This is a genomic window from Paraburkholderia caledonica (assembly GCF_000383275.1).
GTDB classification, from domain to species: Bacteria; Pseudomonadota; Gammaproteobacteria; order Burkholderiales; family Burkholderiaceae; genus Paraburkholderia; species Paraburkholderia caledonica.
This window is the reverse complement of record NZ_KB911051.1, coordinates 96,963-117,032: the sequence shown is the minus strand read 5'-3', so window position 1 is coordinate 117,032 and position 20,070 is coordinate 96,963. Positions and strand designations below refer to the sequence as shown.

The window sequence follows — 20,070 nt, the reverse complement described above, 5'->3', positions numbered from 1 at the left end:
CAGGCAGGCTGCTCGGAGCGTGGCGCACGGAAATCGGCGAACTGTCGCGCATTATAGTGATGCGCGGCTTCAAAACGATGGATGAGCTGCAACATGATCGAAATCGCGCATTGACCTCCGAACAACCCTTCGGAATTGAAAGCGCGTGTGTTCAGTTCACCATGGAAAGCTACGCTCTTTTTCCCTTCTTGCCGGATATCGAGCCGCCGGCGACCTTTGGCAGCTTCTACGAAATTCGCCGTTATTGGCTAAAAGCCGGAGGGGTGGCACCGACCATTACCGCATGGGAACGCGCGCTGGGTCCGGCCGAAGCCTACACATCGCATCTCATTGGCAACATGTACGCACTCGATGGACCACCGCGCATTGCGCATATCTGGGGATTCTCTAGTCTTGAGGAGCGAATGACCTTGCGAAGGCAGCATTACGCTGAAGGCCTTTGGCCGCCCAAAGGCGGTCCGGAACAGATTACAAACGCAACTTCGGCGATTTGTCTGCCGGAGGTGTGGTCGCCTCTGCGTTAAATGCTCGTTGGCGCAGCGCTCCTGAGCGGATGGACAGCTTCACGACGCACCAAACGTGTTCTCATGCCTCCGGCTTGGCGTAAAACCCACACGGCATGTGTTGGCCGTACAAGAGAGGCATAAATGTCCGCTCCGGAGGACGACGACCGACCGTTTCGGGTCGGGCTGCGTCAGCCCGCTCTTCAAATTCATCGCCGGAAAGCGGCCAATGGAATTCCGCTTCCCGGAAGCGGCCAGTCGGCAGTGCGTACTCACGACCCAGAGCCGCCGTTCAAACTGGCGCATGTCAATGACTGTTTCCAGACTGGAACGGCCTTGCGTAACAGAGTGGCGGCGCACGAGCGTCACGTTAGAAGAGGCTGTGACGACGAGCATGACGAGGGGGAGTTCAGAAACCTCGTCGAGCCAGTCGGTAGTTGTTCAGCATGATTCTCTCGAAAACTTGCTATCGCAGAGCAACGCCTGACAGCTCGAAGTCGCTAAGGTCAACCGCCATGACCACCACGGCCATATTTGGACGTTGATCAGGCCCACGCGGGTAGATGCGACGGCGCGTCGCGAAGACAATTCCGCCGTACTCCCGGTGATCGTAAAGGTAGTGAGCAGCCGTGCCGTTGGCCGCTATATCGACGGAGTAATCATGTCGGCGGATCAGCCCATTGTCGTCGAAATATAGAACCTGTTCGGTTGAATGGGTGACGTAGGACTCCGGAAAGGTGACCTTGACGGCCCGCCAGGTCTGGTGATCTTCGCTCAATGAGCCGGCCTCTTCACAACGCACGCCATCGGTCAGCAAGGAAAACGGCAACGTGAGGTAGGTCCACATAGCATAACCAGCGAAGTAAGCGAGTTGAGCCCCGCTCCAAGGCGTGTCTGGCTTGAAGGAGCCGCGGGGGTTATCTAGCTCTTCGAGCACAACGCCATCGGACCTTTTAACGGCTGTGCGAAAGGGCTCAAAAACTCCGATCTGCCTCGGCGCCAAGAAGGGATCAAACGTCGCCTTTTCGCTTCTCGTCTGGACGGTCACTCGCGTTGGCGTCTTCGCGAATGCCGCCTGCCCCCTCAGGTGCAAGGCAACACCGTCAGGGACAGCGATGACGGAAATTTCCCGAACTTCGTTCCAACGCTTCATGCCGCCGTGGGCCTCGATCGCCTTGTTGATAAGGGATTGCATCAGCTCGCTCTCCGATCAGAGTTACGCGAAGGCCGCGCGGTTTCGCTCGACAAACTTGGGCACCGACTCCGGCTTGTGGCCGGTGATCCGCTCCACGATGTCGTTGGTCCCGGCCATGTCGCCGCGCGCGTGCTGCTGGACGATCCCCTTGAGGTGCTCCGCGCCCCAGGCGAAATCGCCCCCGAACACGATCTGGACCCACTCTTCCGGCGACACCTGCCTGTAGCGAACCTCCTTGCCGAGGGTCTTGGAAACGGCCTCGGCGATCTGCGGAGGGGCCAGCTCGACGGGTCCGAGCAGCGGATACGTCTTTCCCATGTGCTCAGCCGGATCGGCCAGGAGCACCGCGATGACCTCGGCCTGGTCGCGCGCGGAGATCGGCGCGAACTTGCCGTTGGGACCGAACGGCACGGTGTATTCGCCGTCCCGGATTTTGTGCCGGAAGTAGAGCAGCCATTCGTTGAAGGCGGTCGGCCGCAGATGCGTGACCGGCACCCCGCAGCGATCGAAAACCAGTTCCGCCAGCCAATGCTGGATGGCGGAATTGGCGATGGCGTCTTCGCGGCAGGTTCGCTGCGAAATGTTGACGATATATTCGACCTTGGCATCGAGGGCGGCCTGCGCGAAATCGACCGTCGCCTGCACGATGCCGGGTGCGACCGGATAGCAGAAATAGGCGCGCTGGATGCCCTCGAACACGGGCTGAATCGCCCGGAAGTCGAGAATGTCGGCCGCGACCACTTCCGCGCCGAGCGCCTTCAGCTTCTCCGAGCGCTCGTCTTCCTTGCGGACGAGCGCGCGAACGGGAAAGCCCCTTTCCACGAGGAGCTGCGTCGCAATGCTGCCGGTCGATCCAGCGGCACCCGAGATTAGAATTTTGGGCTTCATAGCTAAGTCCTTCAGTAGTGTTGCAATCGGATCAGCGACCCGCGGCAGCGGTTCGGGTCGTGCACGGTACAAGAGATTGAAAGGCGATCAGTCAGGCATGGCCGAGCACAGCGGCGGCGATGACCAGCGTCGCGCCAACGCCGACGACGAAGGCGAGCGTGCGCACGACAGACAGGCCAGCGGCGTAGACAACGTAATGAACGACCCGCGCACCGAGGTAGGTTTGTGCCGCCAGCACCGTCATCGGCGTGCTCACCCCGATCATCGCGAGGATGATGACGAGCGGGGCGAACACGGCGAAGTTCTCGACCGCATTGGCGTGCGCGCGTCGCGCCCGCTGAGCCCACGCCGGATCGGCCGGTGCGCTCGGGTTGGCGGGATCGCCCAACGTGCGGCCGGCCCCACGGGTCAGGGTGCGCGCGCCCATGTAGGGCACCCACATCAGAGCTGTCAGAACGGCCGTGAGCGCCAGATAGTAGATTTCCGGGGCGAGCTTCATAGGCAAAACCCCCGAGTTACTTGCCCTGAAGGAGCATGCCGAGGGGCTTCAGCGGCCCGATCGGCAGGAACTCGAAATCGAGGAAGCCGGCAGAGGCCAGCGGCATCGCGCTGACGGTCGCCTTCGCTTCGTCGACCGAAGCGACGTTCATGAAGAAGACGACGCCAGGCTTGTCTTCCGTGAAATAGAACTGCTCGATCTTACCTTCGAGGTAAAGATTGAGCGTGTGCGGCACTTCCTTCGGCATGATCTGCTTGCGATCTTCATCAGTGATCGGCTTTACGCCTTTTCCAATCGCTAGAACTTTCATGGGTAATCGCCTTTGCAATGAGGTGGTTGAGTGAGGACTCAAGTGTGAGCCCACTGCCTCGCAAGACGAACAGTCGTAAACGACAACTTTGATATCGTTCGCGCCACGTTGGAGTCACCGATTTGTGTCACCCTGTCGGGCGACGCGATATAGTCGCAAAGAGACATTTAGGTTCGGTTACGCCATGCGTATATTCTTGCTCGCCCTCGACGGCGTATTTGACACGGGTCTGACCGTGCTTCTTGACGCGCTCGGGCTCGCCCATAAATTCGCCGCCCAGCAAATGGGCGGGTCGCTGACTTTCGACGTTACGATCGTGGGCATGCGCAAGAAGGTCCGGTCCGGGCAAGGACTGGCGATTCCCGTGGAAACGGTAACCTCGGATATGAAGCCGGACTGGGTCATCGTTCCAGCATTGAATACAGGGACACCTGATCTGCTAATCCCGGCACTCCAACGGCGGGATGTGAAGGAGGCTATGGCGCAGCTCGTGAAATGGCATGATGGAGGCGCGCAGATTTCGGCATCCTGTATCGGCACGTTCCTTCTGGCCGAGGCCGGGTTGCTCGACGGCGGGGAGGCGACCACGACCTGGTGGCTCAGTCCGTTGTTCCGGCAGCGGTACCGAACGATCCGGCTCGACGAGACTCGGATGCTTGTGCCCTCGGGCAAGATCGTTACTGCCGGAGCCGCTATGGGGCATCTGGATCTAGCACTTTGGCTAGTGCGCAAGGCCAGCCCGGAGCTGGCGGCTGTCGTGTCACGCTATCTGCTTGCCGACTTTCGTTCGTCGCAAGCGCCCTACATCATTCCAAATCATCTGGCACAAGCAGATCCCGTCATCCAGCGCTTCGAACGGTGGGCGCGGGACAATCTGAAGGAAGGCTTCTCGCTAGCAAACGCAGCCCGCGCACTTGCTACGAGTCCTCGGACATTGCAACGTCGCTGCCAGGCCGTGCTCGGGAAATCACCGCTCTCCTACTTCCAGGACCTGCGCGTGGAACGCGCAAGATCGCTCGTTCACGGCAGCAACCTTGACCTTGACGCAATCGCAGCGGAGGTGGGTTACGTCGATGGGGCGACATTGGGAACTCTCTTGCGTGACCGCTTGGGAAGAGGGGTGCGCGAGTTGCGCGCTGACTTGCGCTGACAACCGTTGAACGGTGCACCGCTAAACGGGCCATGTAGTGCACGAATAACGGCAACGGCCGAACAAGCTAATGTCCTTCGTCTGCAATCGAACGGCCGCAAACTGCGGACCAAGCGTTGTCTGAGTCTTCAGGCGAAGTAGTGGACGGATGACGGATCGTGGCCTAATCCGGCAGTCAGCAAACAAGCGTCGCCGGCCAACCCGAAGTATTGGCGAACGGGTGAAATCGACCCACAACGAACGACAGGCATGCGTAGACTAACCGGCAGCTGAAGACACATAACGGGCCACTTGCGGCCGCAGCTGCACTCCTCTTTTTAAAAGCTGCCTAGGATAAAATGTCGACCGAATATTTCTTTGCAGAGACATTCAAACAGGGAGTTGCATATGCCGAGCATCCGGCAGGTGTTCAGTACGATGCGAAACTGGGGGGACGAGTGGATAGCTTCCGTCTCTGACTACTCGATCTGTGCGATCTCGGTGGAAGGCCGGATTCTGACATGGAATGCCGGTGCCACGGCCATCCACGGATATCAGCCGGACGAGATTATCGGCCATATGCTCGACATCCTTTATACGGAGGATGATCGACAGAAACAGGCGCCGTCGGCGGCCCTCGAAACCGCCCGTCTGAGAGGCCGCCACAACACCGAAGGGTGGCGCACCCGTAAGGACGGCACGACCTTCTGGGGCAGCGAGCTGATTACCGCACTGCATACGGACGGCGGAGAACTCGTCGGTTTTGTGAGCATCGTGCGCGACATCTCGGACAACAGGGCTGCGCACGAGGCCGTGCTGGACAGTGAGCGGCGCTTCCGCATGCTGGTCGACGGCGTCACTGACTATGCAATTTACATGCTATCGCCGGAAGGCGTGGTCACAAACTGGAACTCCGGCGCGCGGCACATCAAGGGCTACTTCGCCGAAGAAATCGTCGGCTCGCATTTCTCGCGCTTTTTCACGCCGGAAGATGTCGCGACCCGAGAGCCACAGCGCGAACTGACGGCCGCGGCGAGAGATGGCCGCTTCGAAACCGAAGGATGGCGGGTCAGGAAAGATGGCACCCGTTTCTGGGCGCACGTAGTGATCGATGCCATCCGCAACGACGATGGAACGCTCGCCGGCTTTGCGAAGATCACCCGTGACGTGACTACGCGGATGGAAGCGGACCGGCTTCTGGAAGAGACCAGGAAGGCCCTCTTCCAGTCACAGAAGATGGAGGCCGTCGGTAAGCTCACAGGCGGGGTCGCGCACGATTTCAACAACGTGTTGCAGGTATTGCGCGGCAACCTCGAATTGCTGGACAGCCGTCATGGCCGCGACGTTTGGACCCGCGAGCGGCTAGACAGGGCTGACGATGCAGTGGATCGCGGGGCGAAACTGGCCTCCCAACTGCTCGCCTTTGCGCGGCGCCAGCCTCTGCAACCGGTTGTGATCAATCCGGCGCCCGCGCTACGGCGCATGGATGATCTCCTGCGGCGCGCAATCGGAGAGGAGATCGAGGTTGAGACGATCGTCGCTGGCGGCCTGTGGAACACGCTGGTGGACATTCATCAGCTGGAGAATGTCATCCTCAATCTGGCAATCAACGCACGCGATGCGATGCCGGGCGGTGGAAAACTGACCATCGAACTGGCTAACGCGATGCTCGACGATGACTACGCAGCCGGGTTGCCCGACGTGCCAGCAGGCCAGTACGTCATGCTCGCCGTGACCGACACCGGCACAGGCATGCCGCCCGGTGTGCTTGAGCGGGCCTTCGACCCATTCTTCACCACGAAGCCTGAAGGTTCGGGAACCGGCCTCGGTTTAAGCATGGCCTATGGATTCATCAAGCAGAGCGGCGGACATATCCGCCTCTATAGCGAGATCGGCCATGGTACGACCGTCAAGATCTACCTGCCGCGGTCGACCGAAAAGGCAATCGAACCTCCTCCGAGACCAAGCGTCAGGTTGCTGGGCGGCAAAGAAACCATCCTCGTCGTGGAAGACGATCTGAAAGTCCAGTCTACCGTTGTCGATACGCTGTCGGCCCTTGGCTACAGCGTGCTGAAGGCAGACGACGCGGAGCAGGCGCTGAGTGTGATCCGCAGTGGCATCCATATTGACCTGCTTTTTACGGACGTCGTCATGCCCGGGCCCGTGCGCAGTCCCGACATGGCCGCCCAGGCGATCCAGCTGCTGCCGCGCCTTAAGGTGCTTTTTACTTCTGGCTATACTCAGAACGCGATTATTCATGGTGGACGGCTGGACCCGGGCGTTGAACTATTGAGCAAGCCGTACAGCCGCGAACAGCTCGCCTACAAGATTCGCCAGATGCTTGGCCCTGCCGGTGCCACGGATATAGGTACGGACGCAACCCCGCCGACAGAAAATGCCAGCACGGCATGCCTGAGGGTGCTTGTGGTCGACGACGACCCTGCGCTACTAGAAGCCACGAGCGAACTGGTCGAAATACTCGGGCACGCTGCTGCAACAACTGTCTCGCCGGAGATTGCGCTGCGTTGGCTTGCAGAACAGCCATTCGACGTGTTGTTCGCTGATCTCGCAATGCCCGGCATGGCTGGAACCGAGCTTGCCGAAAGAGCCGTTGAGTTGCGGCCGGCGCTGCAGGTCGTTTTTGCCTCGGGCAACGAAGTGCCTGATGTCCACGCGTTTCCATTCCGCTGTCGGACGTTGCGCAAGCCGTATACCCTGGAAGAACTGGGCCAGGCACTGGACAGTTCCGGCCCTTAGCCGCGCTTCTGGACGTCTGCGCAACGGGAGGGACGAATGACGCTTCCTGGCCGGCTGGGTGAGGCTGCCAACGACCGCTTACGGGCGTTCGAGTTGCAAAACCTTAACTGGCTGACTGACCGCTTGCGAGGAAGTAGCCTGATCGAGTGGGTCGACTAGCAGGGCCTGCGCGTCCCGTCGCTCGATTGAAGCGGACGTCGTCGTCGAGATGCGGCGTTTCGGGCGCATGACCATCCATCCCCAGCTTTAGCACGATAGCGCGCAACGCACGATACCCCCGCAATCAATGGGTTGATCTCAAACCCTGTCCCCGCGCGCAGAATCGAGCGGGGTTGTGCTGCCGTGTATGGCGCGTTGGGTAACCGACCCACCTCGAGAGCGCGTGACCCTTTGCGTTGTGAGGTGCTTTGCAAAAGCGTTACCTCGGTCTTCGACGAATCTGTTGGATACCATTGACAGTGGGACTGCGACGAGCAGCGTCAGCACGCCCAGCAACGACGCCATCAGCAAAGGGTTATGTTGAATCGCAACGGTTCCAAACATGGCCACCAGGGCTGCCGCAATGCCAAACACGATCGGGAAATGAAGAACATAGATGCTGTACGAGATCTTGCCGATGTAGCCGAAAAGACGGCCATCAAGAAGTGGAATCTGTTTTTTGTTGTGGAACAGACAATATACGATCAGAAAGGCAATGAGGATCTCGATCGTTTCAATGGTCTTTAGACCGATCCTCGTTTCCAGGGCGATTCTGGCATACATCAGGAGTGGTACCAGAGCCAGACCAATCAGCCGGTAATTGACGTTGCCGGATGCACGTGATGAGGGGATGACGGCTCCGAGACTGAAGGCTAACGCGTAATGGAGCGAAAAGCTCCGTGGAATCGGCGCGAACGCAAGCAACGCAATCAGAATGATAAACGGCGCGCGCGTGCGTTGATTCGTGACCATCAGGAAGATCGCGGGAAACATAACCGAATAGAACAGTTCCACCCGCAACGTCCACATCGGCCAGTTCAAATGTACATAAATAGCGGCCAGCGACAGTAGCACTGATCTGGCATCGATCTGGGACGGATATGCGTCGAGAGCCCAGGCACTGTATGCAGGTGACGATAGTCCCGTTTTTATAAGGGGCCAAAGACAGAGCGTCAGTGCGATTGAAACCCACAAGGCGGGATAAATACGGAACAACCGCTTGATATAGAACGCCTTAATCCACGACCTATCGGGGGCGCCTGATACGGCTTGCAAGGACAGCGCTAGCACGCAGCCACTCAGCACAAAGAAAATTTCGACAGCGGCCTGTCCATTCAATGTCCTGTCAACTAGTGTCGATATGAACTCTTCAAGCGAACTGGAGCCGTACCGTCCCAAGATCAACCGGTGAAGATCAAAAATTGTCCAAACGTGCGTACCTACTACCGCGAGGCATGCAACACCACGTAGCGACGTAAAGCTCCTTACATTCATTTGACTCCCTCGACTTTGATCCTGGGCCCCGTGCTTCGACAGAGATCGGTGGCGCCTCTCTTTAACGCCTTCATAAAGCGCTGCTCGTCGGTGATTAAGTTGCCAGGCCGTACGAACCCGAAGAATCGCCGAAACGCATCCACAGGAGGAAATCAGTCTATCGGAACGAGATTCTCCGTCTCCCGGACTGTCGTTATGTCTGGAGGTGTTGGCCGGAACTGAAGATTTATCGCTGTGCGCAGGATGCATTTCATTCCCGGCGAACTCGTGCCAAGCATTTTTGGAGCGGACCGAAATCTTATACGAGGCGCGCGCAATATCGCATTCCGCGAATCGCAAGTTTATAATTGTTATCGTCTCAATTCTGAAATCATCGCCTCCACAACGGAAAAGTCAGACAAGGCGTGTTGGGTGAATATAGCAATGATCAAGCGGAAAGCTGCCGGTTCCGCCTTTAATCAAGACAATTCTGATGCCCAGTTCGATGCTCGCATCCATGCGAAATCGTTGTGCTCTTTCCCTGGAAAAGGCTGACGTTTTTTCACATCTGACGTGTTATAGACCCTGTGGTGTGCCCGGTCTCTTGTTCGTCGGGAACGGCCCGTGAGCACTATTATAGTTCCAAGCACTCCGCGACCTCTCCCGCTCTTTGCTGCTCGCAAGCCGGCATTGGCCAGGTCAACCAGGCGGTGATGCAGCGTTGTGAAGTCGCTCAGCGGAACGCGGCGCTGGTCTAAGCGTCGTCGGCCCTAGAAGGCTTCCTCAACGCTCGGTCCTTCAAAGGGCCAGAATGATCGGACGCTCTCGCTTAATAGAAACCCAAGTCAGTCACAAGACGTTATCTTTGATTCAACTTGCGCCATAAGGTTGTCCTGCTGATGCCGAGGACCTCGCAGGTTTTGTCCCGATCGCCGTCGAACGATGTTAGCACCTTGCGCACTCTGTCGATCTCATGTCGTTGTCCAGATCCTTTCAACGGCATCGGATGAGCAAGCTCAGTCATTTCTGGCATCAGTTCGCACAGTTGCTCGACATCGATAGATCGCCCCGGAGCCGGAAGCGCCAAAGCCAATCTCTCCATTACGTTATACAGTTCCCGCACATTGCCGGGCCAAGCGTAACCGGTCAGCAAGCCCAAGATCGGTTGCAGCGATGTGTCAATCTCACTTGAGGTCCAATTGGGTCGCATGTGCTTCAGCAAATGCCTGGCAAGCAGCGGTAGGTCTTCCAATCGTTCGCTTAGTGGCGGCATTTCAATCGTGAGTACGTTGACCCGGTAGAAGAGATCGGCCCGAAAGGTGCCTTCGTCAACTCGGGCTTTCAGCGCGCCGTGTGTCGCGGTGATGATGCGCACGTCCACCTTGACCGGGTCGGTAGAACCTAGTCGCACAACTTCGCGCTCCTGAATGACTCGCAGCAGGCGGCTTTGTAGCGCGAGAGGCATTTCCGCGATCTCGTCGAGAAACAGAGTGCCTTGATGTGCGGATTCGATTAGACCCATCTTACCGCCCCGACGCGCTCCTGTGAACGCGCCGTCTTCGTATCCGAACAGCTCGCTCTCAAGCAGCGTGTCAGGAAATGCGCCGCAATTTATAGCGACGAACGCGTGCCTCCTGCGCGCGCTAAGGTTGTGGATGCTTTGCGCGACTATTTCCTTGCCCGTACCGGTGGCGCCGGTGACGAGCGTTGTCGCATCGCTCGCGGCGTATTGCCTGACGCGACCACGAATTTTCTTAATGACGTTGCTATTGCCAAGTAAATCGTCGATCGTGTAGCGCGCCGTGAATTGGCGCACCCGCTGCCCCGAGCGCAGTGAGTTGTTCATACGCTGCAAAGCGAGCGACTCCACGAAGGTCACGACCGCGCCGGTCCCTTGGCCCGCCTCGTCCCACTCGTGCCGATGCACGGCATAGGTAATGCCGTTTATCGTTTCCGAAGCTTCGCCCGACATGCGCGGCACCGCCGATGCCACCTCTGGTGACAACTCGGCTAGCGGTTTCCCTACGGCCTGCGATGCCGGTACTCCCAGAATCGACGCCATTTTTCCGCTTATGGCCTCAACGCGTCCGGCTTCATCGAGTGCAACCACGCCGTCGCGCAGATTCGCGAGCACCTGATCGAGCCGGCGGCGGCGCATGCCCTCGGCGCGGACAGCGCGGGCAAGATTGAGCGCGTTATCGAGGGCGGTTCGAACAGATCCCTGCGAATAAAGGAAGACCGAACGCATGCCGAAATTGTCCGCAAGTTCCGTCACGAGACCGGGGCCCACGACCACTTGGACTCCGGCATCGCGCAGGTCCAGAACGCAATTCTCGGCGTCTTGGGTCGTCGCATAGCACATTGTCACAATGTCAAATCCGAACGCTGCCAGGAACCGCGAAGCTTCGGTCGGCATCTCTCCGTGCATCACAAGCGCTATTTTCTCTGACTCCCGACGGGCCCGCCCCAACGCCTGCATGACGTCGAATCCAGTGGCGGAAACTAGGACCACGGGGATGTCCGTCCGACTCTTGACATAGTTCCCGTTTGCCCCCGCTGACACTATCACGTCAGGACGTTCGGCGCCCGCCGCGCTGATCGCCTCGAGCGCACCGTCGAAGCCTCGCTCGAGAAGGCGTATATCGGCGACATCGTCATAGCTCGACGCCAAATCGCGGTACAGCTCGCGCAAACGACTGATACCGATAGCCCAGATACGCGGTCTACGGCCGGAAACAGCAAATTGAGACTTAGTAGTCTGTTTCATGTGTGCAACGCGACATTTCGCCGATGAAACGTCCAACATACTTGGTGCCGCGAACTTTGTCTATGCCGATCAAACACTTATCGTGCTGACAGCAGCTGGCTCGCATCCTGCAAGTATGAGGACCTCAAAACAATAGGAGACGGCAGATGAGTTCGATCCGCATGGAAGACGTTCTTTGGACGACCCTTGAGACGGCAAGCGGGCCGCTTCGGTACGCCGATCTGAAACGCGCTGAGGCACAGGGGTTCGCGCCGTTGTCTGAGTTGCCAGTCTCACTGCGCATCCTGCTTGAAAACGCGATGCGCCGCGGCGGGGTTGACGACGTGGCGGCTATCCGCGATTGGCTAACTCGGCGCGAGTCAGATCGCGAGATCAGCTTCTTTCCGGTGCGCGTATTGATGCCCGATTCCTCGGCCGTGCCGCTGGTCGCCGATCTGGCCGCCATGCGTGACGCCGTGCGCAAGAAGGGCGGCGATTCCTGGCGCGTGAATCCACTGATCCCGGTGGACATCGTCGTGGATCATTCAGCGATCACGGATCATGCAGGGAGGTCGGACGCCTTTGATCTGAACCTCGCGCTGGAGTACCAACGCAATCACGAGCGCTATGCGTTTCTCAAATGGGCGCAGAACGCCTTTGACAATGTGCGCGTCGTGCCACCAGCAACAGGCATCGTGCATCAGGTTAACCTTGAATTTCTCGCCGCCGGCGTGCAGACAGTCGTTATTGACGATGTCACGTTCGTGGTTCCTGACACCCTGGTCGGCATGGACAGCCACACAACCATGGTCAATAGCATCGGCGTGCTCGGGTGGGGCGTTGGTGGCATTGAAGCGGCTGCGGCCATCCTGGGGCAACCGATCTCGATGCTACTACCGCGGGTGATCGGCTGCAGGATTTCGGGACGGCCGCGATCCGGGGTTACGTGTACTGACATCGTTCTGAGCTTGACCGAATTCCTGCGCGGTAAGAAAGTAGTCGGATGTTTTGTCGAGTTTTTTGGTGAAGGTCTTGATAACCTTCCAGTGTCCGACCGGGCGACGATCGCCAACATGGCGCCGGAGGCCGGGGCCACGATGTGCTTCTTTCCGCCCGACGCAGCGACAATCGAATATTTGCATGCGACGGGCCGATCACGCGAGCAAGTCGCAGTCGCCGAGGCAGTTTTGAAAGCGCAAGGAATATGGCGCCCAGAAGCAGGCGCCGATGAGGAACGTATAGCTTATTCCGATAGGCTCGAGTTCGATCTTTCCGCTGTCACGCCATCCATGGCAGGCCCGAAGCGGCCGCAAGATCGCGTCGATCTGAAAGACGTGTCCGCGCGATTTCATCGAGAATTCGGGCTGACCGCGGAAGGCCGCGGTTTGACGAACGGCAGTGTGGTCATCGCGGCCATCACAAGCTGCACGAACACTTCCAATGCCCGCGCAATGATCGGCGCCGGATTGATTGCGCGCAATCTGCGAGCGCGTGGCGTGAAACCAAAGGCGTGGGTCAAAACCTCCCTGTCGCCGGGCTCGCGCGTTGTGACCGATTATCTGCGCGAGTCAGGGCTCCAGGATGATCTCGATTCGCTCGGTTTCAATCTGACCGGATACGGCTGCATGACGTGCGCGGGGTCGTCAGGGCAACTGGATGCGGAGGTGGCACGACGCATCCTATCGGAGGGTCTCGTGGTGGCGACGGTCCTGTCGGGCAACCGGAATTTCGAGGGACGCACGCATCCGCTCGCTCGCGCCAACTTCCTCGGTTCGCCGGCGTTAGTCGTCGCTTACGCGTGTGCGGGAACCATCCTGCGGGATTTGACTACCGAGCCGATCGCCGACGAGGCTGACGGGCAACCTGTCATGCTCGCCGACGTGTGGCCCGACGATGCTGATATCGACGCGATATTCCGCCGTATCGTTACGCTCACGATGTTCAAGCGGGTCTATGCAACGGCCTTTCAGGGTGAAGCACGCTGGCAACGCATCGCCGCAGCCTCAGGCGACCATTTCGACTGGGATCAAGCGAGCACCTATATTCGAAGGCCCCCGTACTTCGATGCGGGGTTCGCGGATGACGGCTTCGGTATGGCTAATATCGTCGGTGCGCGCGCTCTTCTTATGCTCGGCGACAGCATCACGACCGATCATATCTCACCGGTTGGCGTCATCCGATCTGAGACCGAGGCCGGAAGGTTCCTGCACGGTGCTGGCGTCGCACCGTCCGACTTCAACACCCTGCTGTCCCGCCGCGCAAACCACGACGTGATGATGCGCGGCACCTTCGCCAACGTCCGCTTGCGCAACGAAATGACCCCCGATAGAGAAGGGCCATGGAGCCGCCATGTCCCGTCGGGGGATGTGATGCGGGTGTTCCAGGCAGCGTCTCGATATCGCGACGAACGCGTGCCGCTGATTGTCATCGCCGGCGCCGACTACGGCGCGGGATCGTCTCGTGACTGGGCAGCAAAAGGTCCGCGTCTGCTCGGCGTGCGTGCGGTCATCGCGGAATCGTTCGAGCGCATTCACCGATCGAACCTGGTGGGAATGGGCATTTTGCCGTTGCAGTTTCCCCCCGGCACGACGCGCAAGACGCTCGGTCTGACGGGTGAAGAAAGCTTCACCATTTTCGGCATTGAAGGGGCGCTTCAGCCGCACCAGCGGATCGAATGCGAAGTTTCCCGCGCCAATGGTGCGCGCGACTCGATCACGCTCATTTGCCGCCTCGACATCCCGCGCGAAATTGCATGGTATCGGCATGGCGGCGTTCTCCAATACATCGCAGCGCAACTCCTGCTACCTGCCGCCGCTGTGACCGAACAGCATCTTGCGTCTCAGCTCAATGGAGCTTCGTCATGAGTCACGAGTGCGGTGCATTTCTCAGAAGGACGCTTCAACCAAGTGCAGCATTGCTGCTACCGGGAGTGAGCAACGCGTTGGCCGCGCGCATCGCGGAAGAGGCAGGCTACGCCGCCGTTTTCGTGACGGGCGCAGGCATTGCCAATAGTTATCTGGGAGCGCCTGACATCGGACTCACGACTGTCACCGAAGTGGGCGCGCACATTAATGCAATCCGCGAGGCCGTGAGCATTCCTATCATCGCCGACGCGGACACGGGATTTGGCAACGCCCTGAACGTCATGAGGACCGTGCGTCTTTTCGAGCGTGCGGGTGCGAACTGCATCATGCTCGAAGACCAGACGTTTCCAAAACGCTGCGGACATTTTGAAGGCAAGGCAGTCGTGTCGATAGAAGAAATGACAGCAAAAATCAAGGCTGCCGTCGATGCCCGAGCGAACGCGGACACGCTCATCATGGCCCGCACCGACTCACGCGCGATCGAAGGGTTCGAGCGTTCGCTCGAACGGATCCGCACGTATCGCGATGCGGGGGCAGACGTGCTGTTCGTCGAAGCACCGTCTTCACTCGAAGAACTCGCACGCATTCCGCGCGAGGCGCCGGGCGTTCAAGTGTGCAACATGGTGATAGGGGGAAAGACGCCGCTATTACCGCAGGCGCAATTGTCGGAATTGGGCTATGCGGGCGTCATTTACGCGAACGCCGCACTGCAGGCAGCTATGTTCGCAATGAAGAACGTCTTGGAGCATTTGCGTAGTCACGGCTCGATAGAAGGACGCGAAGACCAGATCATGTCGTTCGCCGAACGGCAAAAGATGGTCAATTTCGCACGATACGACGCACTGGCGAAACAGTGCGCAAACGATTAGCAAAAAAGGCGTGAGACATCAAAGTGAACAGGAGGAGACAATGAGTAAGCGTTACCGCGTTTTGTTTTTGATATGGCTGCTGCAATTCGTGAACTATCTCGATCGTGTAAACATTTCGGTTGCCGCCCCGTCAATGATGAAGTCGCTTTCAATCGATACGGCGTCGTTCGGGTGGGTACTCGCTGCCTTTACGGTGGGCTACGCGATCATGCAATTGCCCGGTGGCCTGCTTGCCGACAAGTTCGGTGCGAAGATTATGCTCGTCTGTGCTCCTTTGCTTTGGTCTGTGTTCACTGGATTGACGGGAGTCGTGGAAACGACGGCTGCATTGATCGTCGTGCGGCTTTGCTTCGGACTGGCAGAAGGGTCGTCCAATGCAGCATGCTACAAGCTCGTAGGTGACTATTTCACCCCACGTGAGCGGGCAACGGCAAACAGTGTCTGGATTACCGCGCTCGCACTCGGACCGGCGCTGGTAGCGCCGCTGGCATCGTGGGCATTACGCTCGGTTGGTTGGGAGCGCATGTTCCTGCTGTTTTCATTGCCGGGGATTTTACTTGCCGCGGTACTGTGGTTCGCGATGCCATCTGCGCCTCCAAAGACACCGGATCATATTGACGAATCGCACGCTGCGGGGTGGCTATGGCTGCTAAAACGTCCTGGCAGCTGGCTACTTTTCTTCGGGTACCTGACCTTCAACATTTGCTTCTGGGGCTTTCTCGGATGGATGCCCGGTTACCTTGCGATCCAGCGTCATCTCGATCTCAAGGCACTGGGCTACGCCGCATCCATTCCGTATATCTGTGGCTTCGCAGGCATTCTCACAATGGGTTGGCTCGGCAGTCATGCACTCTACCGGTTTCGGGGGCAAATGGTGGCCATGGCCTATCTATGCGCGGCGGGAACGCTCTATATGGCCTATACGTCGACCGACATCCTGACTTGTCTGATTGGTTTGTGTTGCAGTGCGTTCTTCATGTACGGCGGATTTGGGCCCTATGCGTCGCTCGCGCTGGACCTCGCCCCAGTCCGCGAGCGCGCCGCTTTTGTCGGCTTCGTTAACACCGGCGGCCAGATCGGGGGAATAACGGCGCCAGTGATTGTGGGCTACGTCGTGCGTACCACGGGATCATTCAATGGAGGCTTTGATTTGATGGTGTGCGCGCTGATGGCATCAGCGGCTTGCTATCTGGCGCTCAGCTACTGCATGCAGCCTTCAACGAAGATTGCTGTGCCGGTTTAAGTCTTCGAATTGAGCGGCGCTGAAGGCCTTCCGATCAATCGCTCGGAAGCGGTAAGAAAAGAGATCGTCAGCGTACCTGTTTTGATCGTCGACGTGACATGGAGCTAGCGCGATGTTTTACGATACTTGCTACCAAGGTGCCCCGCCGTGCGGCTTTTCGGCCCGGGTGCGATCTTGCACGAGGTGACAGGCATCGGGAACGATGGGCGCAGAGCGTTCGGAACATGGACCATATGTACACGTCCGCAATTGTTCGCTTGCGACATTGAGATGTTGTGCTGTAGCCGTAGGTGCCGTGACCTTTTTGACCGAAACTTGATCGAGCATGTGGAGAGAAAATATGACGGGTCCCGAACTTTACACCCACAAAGTATCCATACCGCTTCCGCCAGATGATGAGCTACGACAAGTATTGGGCGAGAGCTACAACGCCGCAGAAACGCTTAACGTCGTCAAGATGTTTGCCGGGACACACGACATGTGTGCTGCGACAATGGGATTGGTACGCGCTGTTTTCTCAGCGGAGGGAATTGACCCAAAGGTGCGCCAAGCTATCATCTTGCGAGCTGCGGTCGTTCTGAATGCGCCTTATGAGTGGCAGGCTAACGTGGCAATGTCTCGTAATAACGGGCTTTCGGAAACGGAGATTGAGTGCATTGGTTCGCTCGATGCTAATAGTCAGCTGCCGGTTCCGTACGTTCTTGTCTGCACGGCGACAGATGAGATGTGCGCAACCGGCACCCTCACTGATGAGACTTTGCAGCAACTCCTCGACGCATATGGGCAAACGATAACGCGCAAGCTTGTTTTGATGATAGCGTGGTTCAATCTGCTCAGTCTTTTCCTGAATGGCTGCCGGGTACCTTTGGAACTTACCGACAAAATTGGGTCGAGGACATCGCCACTTGGTTAAACCTTTTCTAGCCAGAACCGATCAATTGGCGTTGTAAAGTTAAAGACGGGGCCGGCTAGAGTAGTTGGAGGGAGAAGAACTCTCCGGCACATCACGGCTTCCGTTTCCAGCTGCAATTATCAGTGCGCGGTACGCTGGTGCCACGGTTTAGCCCTGAGCCTGCACGTCATCGAGGAATTTTGCGAACCAGCGCCGTCCGCGGCAGGCGACTGGCTGGGAGGTTTCGCGGAATCTTCAGCGCCAGGAGGCTGTGCAATCGCGGGACGGCAGTGAACAGCAGCGGCGTGGATAGCAGGAAGACGGCGCGACGAACGGCCGCACCAACCCCTGACAAACTGGGTTGCCGCTCATTGCAAAGCGGACAGTCCTCAAAGAAATACGAGAACGTCCGGGCTTTGTTGGTTTCTTTCGATAAGGGGCGCTCACATCGGCCCTCCCCGCTTACTGCGGCAACGCGGCGATGGCGATATCGCCGGCGTTTGCTAGTTGCTCCACGTTCCAGCACGTGTCCAGCAGTCCGCGCGTTTGTGGCGGTGAAAGGATTCCTTCGGCGAGATCGACAAATTTGTTTTCAAGTTGCTTGTCGGCCATCGGCACCTGCGTACTGCCTATCGCGTGCTCGATGAATTTGTGCAGTCTGCGCCCGTCCTTCAGCGTAATTGTCATGTCGACCTGCTCCGGTTTGATCGCCGGGTCGATCACCGTATTTACCTTCTCGCGCAAGGCCATGGTGACCGGATCGCGCACCTTCGCATCGCTGAACTGCTTTTCGCCAGCCGCTCCATCGATCAACGCGATCGCCACCGCGTGATAAATGCTGAACTTGCCCTCCAGACCGATCTGCGGCGTCTTCTTGCCGGTTAGTTCGATGACGAGCGGATGCACGCATAGATCCACGCGCTCGATCTGATCCGGCTTCAGGTTGTACTGGTTGCGCAGCTGGATTGCCGCGTCGATCGAAGGATGAATCACGATGCCGCAAGCGAACGGCTTGTAGGTGTTGAGCGTCGACTCGTAATGCGAGCCGAGGCCCTCGGTGATCTCACGGTAGTCCTGCTTGGTGCTGATGGTGTTCGCCCAGCCGCGCTTCGCTTCAATCATGCCGTCGGAACTCGTATAGTCGCGGCCGGCCAGGAGCGCCGCGAAAATACCATTCGCCGCCGCGCGTCCGGGATTGAAGCTCTTGTTCATCGAGCCGAACGATTCGCGCAAGCCGACCGGCTGCGACGCGGCGAGCCCCAACGCCCACACCATCTGCTGCGTGCTCAAGCCCATCAACTTGCCGGTGGCGGCCGCCGAGCCGAATACACCACAGGTGCCCGTGATGTGCCACCCCACGTCGTAATGGTTCGGATATACCGCGTTGCCGATCCGCAACTCCGTTTCAACGCCCAGCACGAGCGCGTTGAGAAAGTCTTTGCCTGATACGGGGTGATACTGCGCATAGGCAAGGATCGCAGAGACGACGGGCCCCGCCGGATGAATGATCGTCTTCAGGTGAGTATCGTCGTAGTCGAAAATATGGCTGCTGACACCGTTGATGAAGGCCGCGTTCATGATGTCGAAACGCTCCCTGCGGCCTAGCAGATTCGCCTGCGGCGGCCCGGAGAACGGCATCAACGCAGCAACCGCGCGGTTCACGGTTTCGTCGTGCGAACCGCCCACCGCCACGCCGACCCAGTTCAACAGCGTGCGCACGCCTTCTTTGCGCGCCGGTGCTGGCAAGTCCTGGTAACCGGTCTTGACGATGAACTCCGCGAGAATGCGCGTCGCCTTCGGCGGACGCGCATGGGTGGCACTCGCACCGTCAGATGCCGAGGCCGCCGTTGACGCCCGCGAAGATTGCGCGAATGTAGCGGTAGAAGCAGTCGTGGATGCCAGAGCGCCCATCGCACTGGTCTTCAGAAAGTTGCGTCGGTCTCTAACGGACATAGTTGTAATTCCTTCGCTTTTGGATTTCGGTTCGTCGGCGGCATGGCAGCATGGCCGCATGGGTCGTCGCAACCAGGGCGGCGCGCATGCGACGAAGTAACATCGCAAGCGGCATGGCGCATGCGCGCTCGCCACGCCGTGATCAACGTCCTCAGTTTCTGACCATCTTTGAGCGCTTCCAGATGGTGGATTGTCTCGTCAGCCCGCCGTACTTGCGCGGCCTGAGCGGCGCGCAGAGCGAGCCGAATGCCGACGAAGTGCCGTGTGCCTGCGATGCGAACCGCGCGCGAGGTCGGGACCGAGCGCCATCGACAGACGGCACGCGAGGTCATGGCCAAGCGCGACCACGCGCAGCAGCACCTCGCCGCTTTGCCCGGTATATTCCCGCGACCACCGGCGCGGACGGTACGACGGAACTGCCAGGATGCGCTTTCGCGGCGGGCTCGAAATCGTCGATCTCGTCCGAGTGCGCACACATTGCGTTGGCAAGCGCGGCGTTCACCATCGTAGTGGGATAGCCGGCGCCCGGTCGCGCTGGCGGACGCTCTCTCGTTTGCGCCCGAGCGCGGCGCGCAGCAGTCCGAACGATAGCGCAGCGAGCGCGCCTGCCGATTGCAGCACACGCCGCCGCGAGAAGGGGTGGCTTGCCGGCCCGAGACCGGAAACCATATGTGTGGCGTCGCCGCAGGTTCTCGTGAGAAAATGCCCCAACCGCTTTAGTGTCGACAGTTTGGCCAGTCTAAACGAATCGGCGTTGCGATGGCAAGCGT

The 20,070-nt window shown here is 58.8% G+C and carries 15 protein-coding genes; 8 read left to right on the top strand and 7 right to left on the bottom strand.

What is annotated here, in order from left to right; all coding sequences use genetic code 11:
• Positions 1-524: NIPSNAP family protein (locus tag H281_RS0131970; protein ID WP_020071204.1), on the top strand; the 524-nt coding region annotated here is incomplete at its 5' end.
• A gap of 445 nt (positions 525-969) precedes the next feature.
• On the opposite strand, the gene H281_RS0131965 is transcribed toward H281_RS0131970, so the two are convergent.
• From H281_RS0131965 to H281_RS0131950, 4 genes are all read right to left on the bottom strand, one after another.
• Entirely contained in the window at positions 970-1,698 is a 729-nt protein-coding gene (locus tag H281_RS0131965; protein WP_020071203.1) for a hypothetical protein, read from the bottom strand.
• A gap of 21 nt (positions 1,699-1,719) precedes the next feature.
• Positions 1,720-2,586: an NmrA family NAD(P)-binding protein gene (locus H281_RS0131960; protein WP_020071202.1), complete on the bottom strand. Its 867-nt coding sequence runs from the start codon at positions 2,584-2,586 to the stop codon at positions 1,720-1,722.
• Positions 2,587-2,677: 91 nt separating this feature from the next.
• Positions 2,678-3,085 (bottom strand): MAPEG family protein, encoded by a 408-nt coding sequence (locus tag H281_RS0131955; RefSeq protein WP_020071201.1) that lies wholly within the window; start codon positions 3,083-3,085, stop codon positions 2,678-2,680.
• A gap of 16 nt (positions 3,086-3,101) precedes the next feature.
• Positions 3,102-3,395, bottom strand: coding sequence for a hypothetical protein (locus tag H281_RS0131950; RefSeq protein WP_020071200.1), 294 nt, complete (start codon positions 3,393-3,395; stop codon positions 3,102-3,104).
• A gap of 184 nt (positions 3,396-3,579) precedes the next feature.
• On the opposite strand from H281_RS0131950, the gene H281_RS0131945 reads away from it, so the two are divergent.
• Entirely contained in the window at positions 3,580-4,545 is a 966-nt protein-coding gene (locus H281_RS0131945) for a GlxA family transcriptional regulator (protein WP_020071199.1), read from the top strand.
• Between the two features lie 387 nt (positions 4,546-4,932).
• Positions 4,933-7,281, top strand: coding sequence for a PAS domain S-box protein (locus H281_RS0131940; protein ID WP_020071198.1), 2,349 nt, complete (start codon positions 4,933-4,935; stop codon positions 7,279-7,281).
• Positions 7,282-7,578: 297 nt separating this feature from the next.
• Here the strand turns inward: H281_RS0131940 and H281_RS0131935 are convergent, their stop codons facing one another.
• Positions 7,579-8,754, bottom strand: a complete 1,176-nt coding sequence (locus tag H281_RS0131935; RefSeq protein ID WP_020071197.1) for an acyltransferase family protein — start codon at positions 8,752-8,754, stop codon at positions 7,579-7,581.
• A 243-nt stretch (positions 8,755-8,997) separates the two neighbouring features.
• On the opposite strand from H281_RS0131935, the gene H281_RS37075 reads away from it, so the two are divergent.
• Positions 8,998-9,288, top strand: a complete 291-nt coding sequence (locus tag H281_RS37075; protein WP_164701970.1) for a hypothetical protein — start codon at positions 8,998-9,000, stop codon at positions 9,286-9,288.
• Between the two features lie 304 nt (positions 9,289-9,592).
• On the opposite strand, the gene prpR is transcribed toward H281_RS37075, so the two are convergent.
• Positions 9,593-11,500, bottom strand: a complete 1,908-nt coding sequence (prpR, locus tag H281_RS0131930) for a propionate catabolism operon regulatory protein PrpR (RefSeq protein WP_027805123.1) — start codon at positions 11,498-11,500, stop codon at positions 9,593-9,595.
• A gap of 146 nt (positions 11,501-11,646) precedes the next feature.
• On the opposite strand from prpR, the gene acnA reads away from it, so the two are divergent.
• The 4 genes from acnA to H281_RS0131910 all read left to right on the top strand — a co-directional run bounded on the left by acnA (position 11,647) and on the right by H281_RS0131910 (position 17,368).
• Positions 11,647-14,343, top strand: coding sequence for an aconitate hydratase AcnA (gene acnA / locus H281_RS0131925; RefSeq protein ID WP_020071195.1), 2,697 nt, complete (start codon positions 11,647-11,649; stop codon positions 14,341-14,343).
• Complete coding sequence (locus tag H281_RS0131920; protein WP_020071194.1) at positions 14,340-15,212, top strand: isocitrate lyase/PEP mutase family protein; 873 nt, start codon at positions 14,340-14,342, stop codon at positions 15,210-15,212. The genes acnA and H281_RS0131920 overlap by 4 nt, the downstream gene beginning before the upstream one ends.
• Positions 15,213-15,222: 10 nt before the next feature.
• A complete protein-coding gene (locus tag H281_RS0131915) occupies positions 15,223-16,455 on the top strand; it encodes an MFS transporter (RefSeq protein WP_338117955.1) in 1,233 nt (410 codons plus the stop codon).
• A 340-nt stretch (positions 16,456-16,795) separates the two neighbouring features.
• Complete coding sequence (locus H281_RS0131910) at positions 16,796-17,368, top strand: carboxymuconolactone decarboxylase family protein (RefSeq protein WP_020071192.1); 573 nt, start codon at positions 16,796-16,798, stop codon at positions 17,366-17,368.
• A 441-nt stretch (positions 17,369-17,809) separates the two neighbouring features.
• On the opposite strand, the gene H281_RS0131905 is transcribed toward H281_RS0131910, so the two are convergent.
• Positions 17,810-19,300, bottom strand: a complete 1,491-nt coding sequence (locus H281_RS0131905) for an MmgE/PrpD family protein (protein WP_027805122.1) — start codon at positions 19,298-19,300, stop codon at positions 17,810-17,812.
• Positions 19,301-20,070: the final 770 nt, after the last annotated feature.

Excerpts from the sequence above, each read along its gene's own strand:
- H281_RS37075 (WP_164701970.1), top strand. The coding sequence starts at position 8,998 with ATGCATTTCATTCCCGGCGAACTCGTGCCAAGCATTTTTGGAGCGGAC.
- H281_RS0131920 (WP_020071194.1), top strand. The coding sequence starts at position 14,340 with ATGAGTCACGAGTGCGGTGCATTTCTCAGAAGGACGCTTCAACCAAGT.
- H281_RS0131960 (WP_020071202.1), bottom strand. The coding sequence starts at position 2,586 with ATGAAGCCCAAAATTCTAATCTCGGGTGCCGCTGGATCGACCGGCAGC.
- H281_RS0131935 (WP_020071197.1), bottom strand. The coding sequence starts at position 8,754 with ATGAATGTAAGGAGCTTTACGTCGCTACGTGGTGTTGCATGCCTCGCG.
- prpR (WP_027805123.1), bottom strand. The coding sequence starts at position 11,500 with ATGAAACAGACTACTAAGTCTCAATTTGCTGTTTCCGGCCGTAGACCG.
- acnA (WP_020071195.1), top strand. The coding sequence starts at position 11,647 with ATGAGTTCGATCCGCATGGAAGACGTTCTTTGGACGACCCTTGAGACG.
- H281_RS0131940 (WP_020071198.1), top strand. The coding sequence starts at position 4,933 with ATGCCGAGCATCCGGCAGGTGTTCAGTACGATGCGAAACTGGGGGGAC.
- H281_RS0131910 (WP_020071192.1), top strand. The coding sequence starts at position 16,796 with ATGACGGGTCCCGAACTTTACACCCACAAAGTATCCATACCGCTTCCG.
- H281_RS0131945 (WP_020071199.1), top strand. The coding sequence starts at position 3,580 with ATGCGTATATTCTTGCTCGCCCTCGACGGCGTATTTGACACGGGTCTG.
- H281_RS0131955 (WP_020071201.1), bottom strand. The coding sequence starts at position 3,085 with ATGAAGCTCGCCCCGGAAATCTACTATCTGGCGCTCACGGCCGTTCTG.
- H281_RS0131965 (WP_020071203.1), bottom strand. The coding sequence starts at position 1,698 with ATGCAATCCCTTATCAACAAGGCGATCGAGGCCCACGGCGGCATGAAG.
- H281_RS0131905 (WP_027805122.1), bottom strand. The coding sequence starts at position 19,300 with ATGTCCGTTAGAGACCGACGCAACTTTCTGAAGACCAGTGCGATGGGC.
- H281_RS0131950 (WP_020071200.1), bottom strand. The coding sequence starts at position 3,395 with ATGAAAGTTCTAGCGATTGGAAAAGGCGTAAAGCCGATCACTGATGAA.